Source organism: Enterococcus sp. HY326, from assembly GCF_026157065.1.
Lineage (GTDB): Bacteria > Bacillota > Bacilli > Lactobacillales > Enterococcaceae > HY326.
On the sequence record NZ_JANLGQ010000006.1, the window covers coordinates 229,841 to 244,206 of the forward strand.

Below are 14,366 nucleotides of genomic sequence, written 5' to 3' on the forward strand. Positions count from 1 at the left end.
CGTCTCTTTTCTTATTTTTTATCTGAAAACAGCTGAGGTACAAGCTGGCTGGCAGTAAGAATCGCAATTGCTGCGTTCTTATTGGAAGTCGACCTGCCCTCAGCTGTTTACAACCTAAAAGGGTAAAACTTTATTCAATTTTTATTTTACATTTCGTCTTCCATCGGAGTGGCTTTGACAAAATTGGCTCCTAACATGCCGGCAACAGAAGTTAAAACTAAGCCAACAACCATAGCAACAAAGGCCCAGATTGAAGCACTAGCCGTTGCATCAGTGGCATCGTCGGCTGTTTCCCGGACTTCTTGAATCGCATCATCTAAATCATCACGAGCTTGCGCTAGACCATCACGGGCATTTTCAATTTGGGTTTGGGCTTCTTCACTGGCGGTATTCAAAGCCGTCACGATGTTTTCGGTCGCTTCTTGAGCTTCCTGCTCCGTTAAAGAAGTATTAGCAGAGACCGCATTAGCAATGGCATCTTCATCAATGGCGTCGCCAATAGTCATGGCCCGCTCCTCTAAATCAGCTGACAAGTCATCAATAATTTGATCTGAATTATTTGGATTGGTTAACAATTCACGCCCGGCATCCGTAATTTGGGTAGTTGCTTCTGCCAATTCATTTCGTAAATAATCTGGTTGCAATTCAGGAATATCCGTATCCGTTAAGACGGCTTCCACATCTGTTTGCAATGCGTCTACGTCAACTGAATCGATATTATTTGCGACTTCATCAAAGCCATCTGAGATAACATCGCCGGCAGTTGAGGCTACGTTGCCGACGCCATCTGTCACCGCTCCGGTAATATTTCCAAATAAAGAGCCAACTGCTGAAAAAACACCGACTGTCAGATATGACAGCATTAAAACTAAAACAAAAGCGCTGGCTGCCCACGATAAAAATCCATGGAGCAGGCCGACCCGCCGTGCTGCCATCCCAGCAACAAAACCGCCGCCAAAGAAAGATAAGATTAAAGTAATCGCCGTCCAAATTAATACGCCGGTTCCTACGCCGTCAAGGGGATTTGCGGCCGTTGGGTCAGTCATACCAAACCCGATAGCAGAGCTGATTAATGATAAGGTGAAAAATAAAGCAAAGAATGTCACAACACCTGCAAAAATTGCTCCCCAAGAAATATTGTAGCCGGCCTCTCTTTCGCCTGCGTCTAAGTAGGATTTAAATCCTTTATTCATAACAAATGTACCTCCCAATAAATTTTAGTAACAGCCTTACTCTAACAAGCGAACTGTTTTTTTATCAATAAATAAAGCTAACTGACAAGTTTACAAGGATTGTTAGATTTCGGCGTTAGAAATTTGAAATATAATTAAATAAAGGTCGTTATATCAGTATTTTTAACAGTTGTTAAGCTGGGATGGCAATTATTTCAAAGCGATTTCAGGCGAGCTTGTCAGGAGCGGTTGGCACAAATGAAAATCCATCTAAACGCTATTTATTCAAGGGTTTAAGAAGTTTTTATTTGTTAAAAGAAAACGTCTCTTCATAATTTTCAAAAAAAATCCGCTCCTTGACGAAAAGCGGATCACCCACAAAATAATTTTTTTTAAACTGAACAGTGTCTTAAAAAAATAGCTAAAAACAAACAGTAAAGGGAAAAATTTTACGGATTAAAAGCAGCAACGTTTTTTCAAAATATATTATAGAAGGAAAAGGGACGGCAGCTGGAAATTTTAGGCAAGATTAAAATTAAATGAAAAAAACTTTTGCAAAAGGTGTTGACTTCTCTTTATTTGTCCTGTATTCTAATCCCAAGTTAATAATTACTTGCTCCGTTGAAGAGGAAAGTACTTTTGGGAAACTTTTAGAGAGATGCTGGTTGGTGAAAAGCATCAGTGAAACAAAAGGAAAAATGGCCTTTGAGGAGGATTGTCGATAGGTAGGCAGTCACGGTCCGCTAGTCCGATATCATTAGCACCATTCTTATAAGCAAACTTATAACGATGGATCTGAGGGAATTTTATTCCGAACAAAAGGTGGTAACACGCATCGTCGTCCTTTTACTAGAGTTAATCTGGTAAAGGGACTTTTTTTATAGCTAAAATTGCAGTGAATTGATAAGTAATAGAGCAACTCTTTTGACAGAGAGCCTTGGTAGCTGAAAAAAGGCAGAGAGAAACTTTATGAAAATGGTCAAGGAGCAATTCGTCTCAAGTAGCAAAGTATTTTAACAAATGCTGTGAGGTGGCGACGGGAGCAACCGTTATATTGCTAGAGTATGGAAGTACTTGAAGAGGGTTTATGCCAGAGCATAAACTAAACTGAGGTGGTAACACGCAATCGCGTCCTCATACAGCTGTCATTTTTTGACGGCTGTGTGGGGACTTTTTTATTTGGCAAAGGAGCGGGAAAAATGATTGAACTGAAAAATATTGATGTGACATTTAAAGAGAAAAAACAGGAAATTGCCGCAGTCAGAGAGGTCAACCTGACGATTGAAGACGGCGACGTTTACGGAATTGTCGGCTATTCCGGTGCTGGCAAAAGCACCTTAGTTCGCGTAATTAATCTGCTGCAGCGGCCCACCAATGGAGAAGTTTTGATTAATCAGGTCAATCTGACAAAGCTGAACCAAAAGGAATTACGGCAGGCCCGCAAGAAAATCGGCATGATTTTCCAGCACTTTAATTTGATGCAGGCCCGCACGATTTTTGACAACGTGGATTTTTCTTTGCGCTATTCAAAATTGAATAAACAGGAACGCCAAGCAAAAGTCACGCAGCTATTAGAGCTAGTCGGGATTGCCGACAAAGCTCAAGCGTACCCCAGTCAATTATCCGGCGGGCAAAAGCAGCGGGTGGCGATTGCCAGAGCGTTGGCCAATGATCCGGAAATTCTTTTATGTGATGAGGCCACTAGCGCTTTAGACCCAAAAACAACATTGCAAATCTTAGAGCTGTTGAAAAAATTAAACAAAGAGCTGGGACTGACGATTGTCTTAATTACCCATGAGATGCAAGTCGTCAAAGAAATTTGCAATAAAGTGGCGGTAATGGAGGCGGGTTTAATCATTGAAAAGGGCAGTGCAATTGACGTGTTCAGTGCACCACAGGAACCCTTGACCAAGGATTTTATTCGGACGGCAACCCACGTCGATCAAGCGTTGGCAACGATTTTGGAACATCCGAAATTTTCCGCTTTGCAGCCTAATGAATGGCTGGTGGAGCTGGCTTATGTGGGAGATGAAACTAACGAGCCGCTGATTGCTTCGCTGTACAGTCGCTATCAAGTATCTACCAATATTCTATACGGCAATGTTGAAATTATTCAAGAAACGCCGCTGGGCAGTTTGATTGTCACGCTGCAAGGGGGCTTACAGCAACGACAGCAGGCGCTAAATTATTTAGCTGAGCAGGGTGTGCGGACGCAAGTCTTGAAAAAAGAAAATGTCGCCGCAACAAATGTTTATGTATTAGAAGGGAGTAATCAGCGATGAACGTATCAGAACTTTTAGAAAAATGGCTGCCGAATGTGGTTGCCTATCCCGCCGATTTTATTGAAGCGACTTGGCAGACCTTGTACATGGTCTTTTGGACGGCCTTAATCGCTGGGATTTTAGGCATTATTGTTGGCGTCTTTCTAGTGGTAATTCGCCCCGGCGGTATTTTAGAAAACCGCTACGTTTATCAGCTTTTTGATAAAGTCATCAATGTGGTGCGCTCGATTCCCTTTATTATTTTATTAACTTTATTAGCAGTCGTAACTCGTTTTATCGTGGGGACGACGATTGGTGCACAGGCGGCTTTAGTTCCGCTGATTATCGGCGTAATTCCCTTTTTCGCCCGCCAAGTTGAAAATGCTCTCTTAGAAGTTGACCACGGTGTGATAGAAGCGGCCCAAGCGATGGGGACGAGTAATATCGGCATTATTTTACGTGTCTATCTGGTGGAGGGGCTGCCGGGGATTGTCCGGGCATCGGCTTTGACGATTATCAATGTGATTGGCTTAACGGCGATGGCAGGAGCGGTTGGTGCTGGTGGCTTGGGCAATCTGGCCATCACCCGTGGCTATAATCGGTTTCAAACAGATGTCACGATTGTTGCGACCTTATTGATTTTAATCTTAGTCTTTATCAGCCAGTTTATCAGTAATTTAATTATTAAAAGAGTAACCCATTAAAAAAATAGCAAACAACCATTTGGAGGAAATTATTTATGAAAAAATTAGTTGCAGGTTTATTTATCGGATTAGCAGGATTGACTTTGGCGGCGTGCTCTACTAGCTCCGCTTCACCATCAGAAAGCTCTAGCGATGAGGCAGTAACCGTGAAATTAGGGGTTGTCGGGGACAATACAGATGTCTGGGACAGCGTCAGTGAACGCTTGGCCGATGAAGGTATCAATATCGAATATGTAAAATTTACTGATTACACACAGCCAAATGTCGCTTTAAGTGATGGTTCAATTGATTTGAACTCCTTCCAGACAGAAATTTTCTTAGATGCCTATAATGAAGAATCCGGCGATGATTTGACGCCAATCGGCTTGACGGTGATTGCACCACTTGGAATTTATTCAGACAAGGTGACAGACGTAAAAGATTTAACTGAAGGGGCGACCATCGCGATTCCGAATGATACAACGAACGGTGGCAGAGCATTATTATTATTGGAAACAGCCGGCTTGATTGAAGTGGATGATGCCGCCGGTTCAACGCCGACACCGTCTGACATCACAGACAATCCGTTGAATTTAAATATCGAAGAAGTGGATGCTTCCCAAACCGCTCGTTCGTTGCAAGATGTGGATGCATCAGTTATCAATAGCGGCATGGCTGTGGATGCTGGCTTTACACCGAGTGAAGATGCGATTTTCTTAGAGCCAGTTAGCGATACTTCTCGACCTTATGTCAATGTGATTGTGGCCCGCAGTGAAGATGTCGACAATGAAACTTATAAAAAAATTGTTGCAGCTTACCAAACTGAAGCAACTGAAAAAGTGATTGATGATACTTCTAAGGGTTCATCGATTGCCGCTTGGAATGATTTTGAATTATAGAATAAGGAAATAAAGGAGTAATTGGTTATGGCGAAAGTTTTAACAGCTTTAGAGGTTTTGAAAAAGCATAGATGGTTAGATTTAACTCATGAAGTAAATAATTCAATCCCTTATTTTCAAGCTTTTCAGCCACTTGCTGAACGAACCCTATTCACGGTTGAAGGGGACGGCTTTTTAGCCAAAGAATATAAAATTGTCAGTCAATACGGCACACACATTGATGCACCTGTTCATTTTGCAAGTGGCAAGCGAATCTTGACAGATTTATCGCTAAAAGAACTTTTTCTACCATTGTATGTGATTCATAAGGAAGCCGAGGTTGCAGAAAATCCTGATTATTCAATTTCGGTTGCCGATATTTTAGAATTTGAAGCGGCCTACGGAAAAATTCCTGCGGATAGCTTTGTGGCCTTTGCCAGCGGTTGGTCACAGCGTTGGGATAAAGCAGCTGATTTTTATAATTTGGATGAAACAGGAATTTCCCACACGCCAGGTTGGTCGCTAGCAGCTTTAAAATTCTTACATGAAGAACGGAACATTACAGCAATTGGCCACGAAACTTTAGATACCGATGCTGGAGCAGACTATGCTAAAAATAAAGGCTTGGTCGCTGAATTGTATTGGCTCTCACAAAATAAATATCAAGTGGAAGTCTTGAATAATTTAAAAGAGCTACCAGCAGTTGGCGCTATTATCCAAATCGGTGTACCTAAAATTGCTGAAGCGCCTGGCTTTACCGTACGAGCAGTAGCCATTTTACCTGAATTAGCTTAAATAGAACTAGCATAACACAATTGAAAATAAAAATACCGGAGGAATTTCCATGACTTATAAAGAACAATTTGAAACATTTATCGCAGAACGCTTACCAGAGTACCAAGCCTTAGCCTTAGATATCCATGATCATCCAGAAGTCAGCAATTATGAATTTTATTCTTCAGACGTTTTGATTGACCGTCTGAAAAAAGAAGGCTTTACAGTAGAAAAAGATGTTGCCGGTCACCGGACGGGCTTTGATGCCCGCTATCAATCCGGAAAGGCTGGTCCGACGATTGCCTTTTTAGCTGAATACGACGCATTGCCAGGCATTGGCCATGCCTGTGGTCACAATTTATTTGGAACCACTTCGATTTTGGCGGCCAGCGCATTGAAACAAATTATCGATGAAATTGGCGGTGAAATCCGCGTTTACGGAACACCAGGCGAAGAAGGCGGCGAAAATGGTTCAGCGAAGGGGAGCTTTGTGCGGGAAGGTTTCTTTGAGGATGTCGATGCGGCAGTGTGCTGCCATCCGGGCCATCGCTATAGCTTGACGAGTCCCGGCTTAGCTAATGACCCGGTGGATATTAAATTTTACGGGCGGGCCTCACACGCGGCGGCGGCTCCGGAAAAAGGAATTAATGCTTTAGATGCCGTGATTCAAGTTTATAACAGCATTAATGCTTTGCGGGAGCATTTGCCAAGCGATGTGCGGATTCACGGTATTATCACCGATGGCGGTGTTGCAGCGAATGTCGTGCCGGAATTTGCCTCAGCTCGTTTTTATCTGCGGGCTTTAAAACGGAACACCTTAAATGAAGTTTATCAAAAGGTCGAAAATATTGTGAAGGGAGCTGCCTTGGCCACCGGAACAACCTATGAATTTGGGTTATTCCAAAATTCTGTCGATGATATCGTCGTGACACCAGCCTTTGACGCAGTGTTTTTAAAACACCTGCGGGATTTAGGCACTTCTGAGGAGGAAATTGCCACGAAGAAACCGGATGCTTTAGGTTCATCAGATGTGGGAAATGTCAGCCAAGTGATTCCAACGATTCAACCTTTAGTCTCCATTTCGGATGACTACATTGCCGGTCACAGCATTGAATTTAAAGCGGCGGCCCGCAGTGAAAAAGGACTAGCCTCCATCGGCATCGGCGCTGAATTATTGGCCCTCACAGCACTGGATTTGATTTTGCAACCAGAGCTGCTGGCGCAAATTAAAGCACAGCACCAAGCGGCAATTCAAACGGAAGTTTTAGTTTAATAAAATACGACCTCTTTAGGCTAAAGATTCTAGCTTAAAGAGGTCGCATTTTGTTTTGAGGCAGACAAAGCAAGTCTGACTGTTTAATTTTATTTCAGCTGCCAATCAAAATTGGCAAATAGTCATTTTTTGCGGTGCTTATTCCACATCGATTTTGCGGTACAAGTCGATGATTTCCTTAGCCAAGTCAGTAAAAGCAATCGCTGTCATCAAGTGGTCTTGTGAGTGAACAGTTAATAACGTCACTTCCATGTGATTGCCTTGTGCTTCTTCAGTTAACATATTGGTTTGAGAATGGTGAGCTTGCACTAAAGATTGCTCAGCATCGACGATTTTTTGGTCAGCTAATTCAAAGTTGCCTTCTTTGGCTGCTTGAATGGCTTCCATGGCATCGCTTTTAGCATTGCCTCCGTACATAATTAAGCCCATGATTGCTTCTAAATTTTGTTGATCTTCCATCGTTGTTCCCTCCAAATTTTGTTATTTCATTAAACTTTCAGCTTGGTCTAACACTTTTTCGCCATTCATCATGCCGTAATCAGACATGTTGATAACGTCCAAAGGAATGCCCAATGGTGCTAATTTATCAGCGAACTGATTTTTCATAAAGCGAACTTGCGGGCCTAAAAGCAAGACATCAATATTTTTGCTTTCGATATTATTGTCCGCTTCAGAAGCAGACACTGCAAAAATATCTGCATCCATGCCGCGTTCATCCGCCGCTTTTTGCATTTTTGTTACCAGTAAACTTGTGCTCATGCCGGCTGAACAAACCAGCATAATTGTTTTTTTAGCCATTGTTATCACTCCTTGTATTTTTGATACCTTCTTATCATAATCTAATCTAAGCAGAAAATCAAAGCCGCTTTTTGAAAAGTTTTTCCAGATAGCTAGGTCAACAATCCAGATAAAAGATTTCAAAGAGGCGGCTAGTTTTTTTAGTTGTTAACGCAGTGTTTCTTTAAAGACCGCTACATCCTTCATGCTCAAAGAACGGATAAAGGCCACCAGCAGTTGAATGGTTTGGCGATAATCTTCTTGGTGAATCAGTAAGCGGGAAGAATGCATGTACCGGGTGGGCAGCGAGAGGGTCATGGTGACAACCCCCTCCATCGCCTTGTGAATATTACAAGCATCGGTGCCGCCGACAGTCATAAAGTCATAGCGAACATTTAAATTTTGTTCTTTAATAATTGTTTCCATGCGCTCTAGTAAACCACGATTGGCAATCGTCAAGGAATCTAACACTGCTAAAATACAGCCATCACCTAATCGCAGCCCGTCTTTATCAAAGGGAGTGTCTTTTGCTGTGGTGACGTCTAAAGCAATCGCAATATCAGGCTTGATGCTATGGACCGCCGTTCGTGCGCCCCGAATGCCGACTTCTTCTTGGACCGTTGCCGCAAAATAAACATCTGCCGCAATTTCAGATTGCGCTATGTTACGTAGCACCTCTAAGCTTGTCCCTAGACAGATTCTGTCGTCCCAGGCTTTGCCCATTAGATATTCGGGGTCATTCATTTGCCGAAATTGTGTATTTGGCGTAATCATATCACCAACGGCAATTCCCAGTTCGTTAATTTTTGCAGCGCTACTAACCCCCATGTCCAAATAAAAATCCATCGGTGCAAAGACTTTATTTTTTTCTTCAGCGGGCATTCCGTGGGGTGCCCGACTGCCGATAACGCCGATGTATTTTTGGCCAGTAGCGGTGGTGACTTTCATCTCTTGGGCAGGCATTACATGGCCCCACCAGCCGCCGACAGGTAAAAGATACAAGTAACCCTCAGGCGTAATTTTGCGCACCATAAAGCCGACTTCATCCATATGAGCGGAGAGCATAATTTTCGGACCGGTACCTTTTTTGTGCAAAATCAGAGAACCTAGATTATCATAAAAATACTCATCGACTAACGGTGCGCCATAATTTTTGACAACACGGGAGACTTCCCGCTCACAGCCGCCGATACCATCGGCTTCACTTAAATTTTTTAGGAGCTCAAGGTCAATTGCTTGAATTGTCATAGTGAGGCCTCCTAACGGTTTTCTTCTTGATAGGCTACAATTTTTTCAGGAGTTAAGGCTTTTAAGAAAGCGGCTAGAGCAGAGGCAATTGCCCGATAGTCTGTTTGCCGTGCGACTTGCAAGCCAGCATCCAAATTACGCAGAGCCTGACCGATTAATAAAGTCGGGCAGCCAGTCCGTAATTTATTAATCCAGCCGGCATCAGAGCCAGTTAAGGAATAATAATCTTGATAAGCAATTTTTTCTGTATCACACAGCTGCCGCAGCTCATTTAAAAGCAAACGATTTGGTAAAACGGAAGGGTCGTAATAGGTGAGTAATAAGCCCTCACCTAAAATCCCTTGTTGGTCAGTCGCATCTGTTTGATAATCCCACGCCTGCTGCGTATCCAGCATCACTGCCAAGTCAGGTTGAACTAAATTGGCGGCGGTTTGGGCGCCACGGGTACCGACTTGTTCCTGTACTGTACAGCCGACATATAAATCAAAAGGCAGAGTCACATCAGTTAAGGAACGCAGGATGTCGATTGTTTGACTGACGGCCAAGCGCCCATTCCAATTTGCAGCATACCAAGTTTCCTGATTTTCTGAAGTGAAAAAATCAGCCGCTAAAGTAATCATATCGCCGACCATGATTTGCTTTGTCGTCGCTTCGGCTTCTGAAATAAAGCCAAAATCCAAGAGGACATCGCCGGTTTTGCCTAAGGCAGTGCCAGCTTGGTCTTGTCCTAAGATGACACCGGTGAAAGTTTTTTGACTGCGGGTCATTAGTTTAACCTTGGTTCCCAACAAAGCTTTGTCGTTAACTTGCCCTAGCGCCAAAGCTGTCAAGGTACCATTCCCATTAATTTTTTTCAAAATAAAGCCCAATTCGTCCATGTGGGCGTTGACCATCACTCGTAGCTGACTAGCCCCGCTGCCTTTTTTCAACGCATAAATGGAGCCCAGATTGTCATAAATAATTTCGTCACAGTAGGGTGTGTACTGTTCCTTTAAAAAATGGGAAATATATTTTTCATTGCCCGCAATACCTGGCGTTGTCGCCAGAGCTTGCAGTTGTTCAACTAAGTCCATCTTTTATCCTCGATTCTCTTAATAGCAATATTCAGCAGTAAAGGCCGTGGTGTCTTCCTGATTGACTTTCAGCTGGCAGAGTTTCAGCATTGTTTCCATTGATTCCGTCAAGCCAGTGCCGCCTTTTTTCGGCATTTTAACAATGTCGACTTGGTCTTTGTACAATTCAATCGCTTCGGCACATTCCTGAGACATGGCGGCAATCACCGGTTTGTGGAGCTTATCAGTAATCGTCGCCGCCACTTTGCCGGCCATCAAGCCGTATTTATCATAATTAAAACAAGGACCGCAAATGACGACATCGGGATTTAATTTTTTAACCATTGCAGTTAATTTCAAGGCATTGGTTTCAGCATCGGCGGCGAAATAATCATCGCCGCAATACAAGGTTGCCATGACTTCGCCGTTGACCGCCCCTAGATAATTTTCAAACATCTGGACTGAGCCAATCGCCATATATTTGCCGCCCAAGGGTTGGTCGCCTTTTTCAGCGCCACCTAAACCGGCTTGAATTTGATCGAGTATAAAAATAATTTTCATGTCAGCCACCTCCTATAAGTCTTCGATTGAAATATCGTCAAAGGAAATTTCATCTTCGGCCAATTTTTCCGCTGCCGCATCGGCTTCGTCTTGAAGATATTGTTTGTCTAATGTTTTGATGAACGGATAATAAATCAGACAGCCTAGCGCCAGCAGAACAAACTGCCATAAAGCGGCCACTAAACTACCGGTACTCAAGTAACCAGAAAAACCAATCGGAGTGGTCCATGGTAGTGAAACGCCGGTCGTATAAGGAATCAGACCAATTTTTGTAACAAAAGTTGACAGCAGTAGGTTAACTGTCGGTGTCAAAATAAACGGAATGATGATAATTGGATTTAAGACAACTGGTAAACCGAAGATAATCGGTTCATTGATACCAAAAATTCCTGGGACAATTGATAGTTTTCCCAGTTCTTTAATTCGCCGGGATTTGCAGAAGAGCATCATCACGATAATTAATGAAAGGGTCGAACCGCCACCGCCGAAATTGGTAAAGAAATTAGAAAACGGATCGGTAAAGATATTTGGCAAAGTGGTGCCGGCTTGGAAGGCATCTAAGTTTTCCATCGTTAAAATTTTGGTGATTGGGGCAAAAACGGAATTGGCTACCGCCGGACCATTAATCCCAAAGAACCAGAAAATAGTACAAGCCAAGCTGTAAATAATTTGCGCCGTCAAAGTATTGCCGGCCCCCCGCAAAGGTGTTTGCAGGACTTCAAAAATAAAATTGTGGGCGGTTTCAAAGGAAGTCATCCCAAATAAAATATTAACTAAGAAGAAGGTCATCATAACTAACGCACTTGGAACTAAAGCGGCAAAGGATTTAGTAACTGCTGGCGGCACACCGTCAGGCATTTTAATTGTCCACCCCTTTTTAGTCGCATAGGAATAAATAATTACTGAAACAAAAGCGACAACTAAACCAACGAAAATCCCATTGGTACCCAGATGGTCAAAGGACAAACCGCTTACCGGATCTGCAACACCTTCAATAAAAATTTTGTTGGGTGTTAAAATCAAAAAGCCAATCGCTGCCACAGCAGCTGCTTGAATCGGGTCGCTTTTTTTCTCCCGGGCATAGGCATAAGCCGTACCAAGACAGGAGAAGAAGCCAACGGTATTAAAGACAGAACCGGAGACTCTTGTAATCCAAGATTCCCAACCAGTTCCAAAAATTCCCGCCCAAAATTCAGACCAGCCGGTGATTGGGAAATTGGCGATTAATAAAAAGATTGATCCTACGATTACCAAAGGGGTTGTGATTAAAAAACCATCACGAATGGCAATCAGCGCTTTGTTCTGGCCCAGTTTAACGGCAACTGGCATCAAAACATTTTCCAACTTACTAAACATTTTTTCATCCTCATTTCTTTTCTTATTTTATTTAAACGATTAATCGATTGGTGCCTTAATCCGTTTTTCGTATGCGTCGAGCCATTCTTGTGAAATTGGCTCAATTATTGTTTGCTCGTCTGCTCCCATATTGGCGATGAAAATTTGGCTGTCTTCACCGTTGGCAGCGACGGAAAAAGTAAATTCAACATTAGTGGCAACGCCCCATTCACCCTTGGGATTCATGGCGACTAACGAAAAGGCACCGGCTTTGCCATAGCGTTTTTTCAACTTATGATGGAAGCGATAGACCGCTTCGTCACAGGCCTGTTGCGGAGCTAAGCCCTCAGACATTTTGCGGACAATTTCATAGGAGAGACAACCCTTCATCAAATCTTCTCCCAAGCCTGTGGCAACGGCACCGCCGACTTCACTGTCCACGTAAAAGCCGCTGCCGGATAAGGGCGAATCGCCAACCCGACCAGCTTGCTTCATAAACAAGCCTGAGCTGGAGGTGCCGGCACACATTTTGCCAAATTGATCCAGAGAAACCACGCCGACGGTATCGTGTCCGTCATAAGGGTCCAAATTATGTTTGGAAATTTCCTCCACCCGTTGTTCCCAGATTTTTTTAGCTCGGGGGGTTAACATGTTGCAGCGCTCAAAGCCCGCCAACATGGCATACTCAGTCGCTCCTTGCCCAACCCGAAAGCTGTTAAATTTTTCATCGCTCAATTTTCGGGCAACTGAAATCGGATTTTTAACATCGACAATACCTGCGACAGCGCCAATTTTAAAGGAGTCGCCATCCATAAAAGCCGCATCCATTTCTAAAATTCCGTGGGCATTTGGCAGGCCCCCGTAGCCGACCGATTTGTAATAGGGATAATCTTCGACGGCTTTGATAGCCGTCTCGACAGCATCCCCCGCCGTTCCTCGGTTTGCTAATAATGCGGCGGCTTTGTGCACGCCGTCATCGGCCATCCGCCATGTTGCTATGGTTCCCCAACTCATATTGATTCCTCCAATTTTATAAATCAGCAACTGCTAAAGCGCAGATTGCCTTGAGATAAATTTCCATATTTAAAAATAAATCTTTTTTCGCCATATACTCATTTTTATTGTGGGCAATGCCTTTTTGTCCGGGAAATGATGGACCAAAGGCGACAATATTCGGCATTGAGCGGGCATAAGTGGCCCCTGTCGTTGTCACCGGCGTGCCATCTAAACCGCTAGTTTCCTCATAGACTCGTGATAAAATCTGAATGCCGGCAGCTTCTTTAGGAATCACATGACTTTTGATACGGCGAGTGACGTTTAGCTGACTGGCTTCTGGAATCACTTGTAAAAGTCCAGCTGTGACATCGTCTTCAGAAAAAGTTACTGGATAACGAACGGCAAAATCTAAGACTAGCTGCGTCCCATCTTTTTGCAGCTGATAAGGCGTAATCATCAATTTACCAGAATCGCCATCTTCAAAGGCAATGTTCAAACCTTCGCCGGCGTGTTTTTGATGGAAACTTGTGTAGAGCCAAGAAAAATATGTTGCAACTTCTGTTGGCAAAGCCGCTTCACCTAATAATTTTTCCGCCAATAGTGTAATGGCATTTAAGCCTAAGTCAGGGGCGTTTGAAGGGGCTCGTTTACCAACTGCAAAAAAAGTTTTTCCTTGATAGGTGACAGTTAGTTCATCGGGGACGTGGTCGCGAGCTTGGTCGCCGTTAAAAGCACCAAGGTCAGAAAGAGCGCTTTCAGAAAAAGCAGTCCTCAATTGATAATTTACAACTCCTCGTTCTCCGTAGACAACTGAATATTTACCATCCGGCGTGAAACCAAATATCGGCGGCTGTTCCTCCGCTAAATACAGCGGTAAATCAGCCGAACCACTTTCTTCGTCCGTTCCGAAAATAATGCGAATCTGCCGTTTAGGCTGAAAGCCGGCGTCCTTCAAAAGTTTCAAAGCAAACAGACAGGCGAGGATTGGACCTTTATTATCTAAAATGCCCCGTCCATAAAAATTTTCGGTATCTTCGCTTAAATCAAAGGGCGGATAATCCCAACCGCTGCCGGCTGCCACGACATCCAAATGCCCAACGACTCCGATATATTCACTGCTTTCGCCAAAAGCGGCATAGCCAACGGCATCGCCGATGGTCTTTCTTTTGAATCCGTAGCTCTCTGCCAATTTTAGCGTTTGTTCTAAAGCTGCCCGTGGCCCTGGACCAAAGGGCTCGCCGGTAGCGGTTGGTCCTTTAATGCTGGGAATCTGCAGGACACTTTTTAAATCTGTTAAAAATTCTGCAGCATGCTCTTGGATCAGCTGCTGATAATTCAGTTCGTTCATTGTGAGGT

General features: G+C 43.5%; 14 protein-coding genes and 2 other annotated features. Of the genes, 5 read left to right on the plus strand and 9 right to left on the minus strand.

Features of this window, described 5'->3' with window-relative positions; translation table 11 throughout:
- Positions 1–146: 146 nt before the first annotated feature.
- Positions 147–1,193, minus strand: coding sequence for a hypothetical protein (locus tag ORH16_RS15640; protein ID WP_265459792.1), 1,047 nt, complete (start codon positions 1,191–1,193; stop codon positions 147–149).
- A 591-nt stretch (positions 1,194–1,784) separates the two neighbouring features.
- Positions 1,785–2,021: a binding site (T-box leader), on the plus strand.
- Positions 2,022–2,058: 37 nt separating this feature from the next.
- Positions 2,059–2,311 (plus strand) — a binding site (T-box leader).
- 60 nt (positions 2,312–2,371) lie between these two features.
- On the opposite strand from ORH16_RS15640, the gene ORH16_RS15645 reads away from it, so the two are divergent.
- Genes ORH16_RS15645 through ORH16_RS15665 form a run of 5 tightly spaced genes read left to right on the plus strand, consistent with a single transcriptional unit; the run spans position 2,372 to position 7,041 of the window.
- Complete coding sequence (locus ORH16_RS15645; protein WP_265459793.1) at positions 2,372–3,454, plus strand: methionine ABC transporter ATP-binding protein; 1,083 nt, start codon at positions 2,372–2,374, stop codon at positions 3,452–3,454.
- On the plus strand, positions 3,451–4,137 hold the full coding sequence (locus tag ORH16_RS15650) for a methionine ABC transporter permease (RefSeq protein WP_265459794.1): 687 nt from the start codon (positions 3,451–3,453) through the stop codon (positions 4,135–4,137). The genes ORH16_RS15645 and ORH16_RS15650 overlap by 4 nt, the downstream gene beginning before the upstream one ends.
- Positions 4,138–4,172: 35 nt before the next feature.
- Positions 4,173–5,015 carry a MetQ/NlpA family ABC transporter substrate-binding protein gene (locus tag ORH16_RS15655; protein ID WP_265459795.1) on the plus strand — a complete coding sequence of 281 codons (843 nt, stop codon included), beginning with the start codon at positions 4,173–4,175 and terminating at the stop codon, positions 5,013–5,015.
- Positions 5,016–5,042: 27 nt separating this feature from the next.
- A complete protein-coding gene (locus tag ORH16_RS15660; protein ID WP_265459796.1) occupies positions 5,043–5,789 on the plus strand; it encodes a cyclase family protein in 747 nt (248 codons plus the stop codon).
- Between the two features lie 49 nt (positions 5,790–5,838).
- Entirely contained in the window at positions 5,839–7,041 is a 1,203-nt protein-coding gene (locus ORH16_RS15665; protein WP_265459797.1) for a M20 family metallopeptidase, read from the plus strand.
- 138 nt (positions 7,042–7,179) lie between these two features.
- Here the strand turns inward: ORH16_RS15665 and ORH16_RS15670 are convergent, their stop codons facing one another.
- The 8 genes from ORH16_RS15670 to ORH16_RS15705 all read right to left on the minus strand — a co-directional run bounded on the left by ORH16_RS15670 (position 7,180) and on the right by ORH16_RS15705 (position 14,358).
- A complete protein-coding gene (locus tag ORH16_RS15670; RefSeq protein WP_265459798.1) occupies positions 7,180–7,500 on the minus strand; it encodes a PTS lactose/cellobiose transporter subunit IIA in 321 nt (106 codons plus the stop codon).
- Between the two features lie 21 nt (positions 7,501–7,521).
- Positions 7,522–7,839, minus strand: a complete 318-nt coding sequence (locus ORH16_RS15675; protein ID WP_265459799.1) for a PTS sugar transporter subunit IIB — start codon at positions 7,837–7,839, stop codon at positions 7,522–7,524.
- Positions 7,840–7,986: 147 nt separating this feature from the next.
- Entirely contained in the window at positions 7,987–9,066 is a 1,080-nt protein-coding gene (locus tag ORH16_RS15680) for a M42 family metallopeptidase (RefSeq protein WP_265459800.1), read from the minus strand.
- An 11-nt stretch (positions 9,067–9,077) separates the two neighbouring features.
- Positions 9,078–10,139, minus strand: coding sequence for a M42 family metallopeptidase (locus tag ORH16_RS15685; RefSeq protein WP_265459801.1), 1,062 nt, complete (start codon positions 10,137–10,139; stop codon positions 9,078–9,080).
- Between the two features lie 18 nt (positions 10,140–10,157).
- Positions 10,158–10,679, minus strand: a complete 522-nt coding sequence (locus tag ORH16_RS15690) for a GrdB-related putative oxidoreductase (RefSeq protein WP_265459802.1) — start codon at positions 10,677–10,679, stop codon at positions 10,158–10,160.
- 12 nt (positions 10,680–10,691) lie between these two features.
- On the minus strand, positions 10,692–12,035 hold the full coding sequence (locus ORH16_RS15695) for a PTS sugar transporter subunit IIC (RefSeq protein WP_265459803.1): 1,344 nt from the start codon (positions 12,033–12,035) through the stop codon (positions 10,692–10,694).
- Between the two features lie 39 nt (positions 12,036–12,074).
- Positions 12,075–13,028 carry a N(4)-(beta-N-acetylglucosaminyl)-L-asparaginase gene (locus tag ORH16_RS15700; protein ID WP_265459804.1) on the minus strand — a complete coding sequence of 318 codons (954 nt, stop codon included), beginning with the start codon at positions 13,026–13,028 and terminating at the stop codon, positions 12,075–12,077.
- A 16-nt stretch (positions 13,029–13,044) separates the two neighbouring features.
- Positions 13,045–14,358, minus strand: coding sequence for a Sapep family Mn(2+)-dependent dipeptidase (locus tag ORH16_RS15705; protein WP_265459805.1), 1,314 nt, complete (start codon positions 14,356–14,358; stop codon positions 13,045–13,047).
- Positions 14,359–14,366 lie beyond the last annotated feature (8 nt).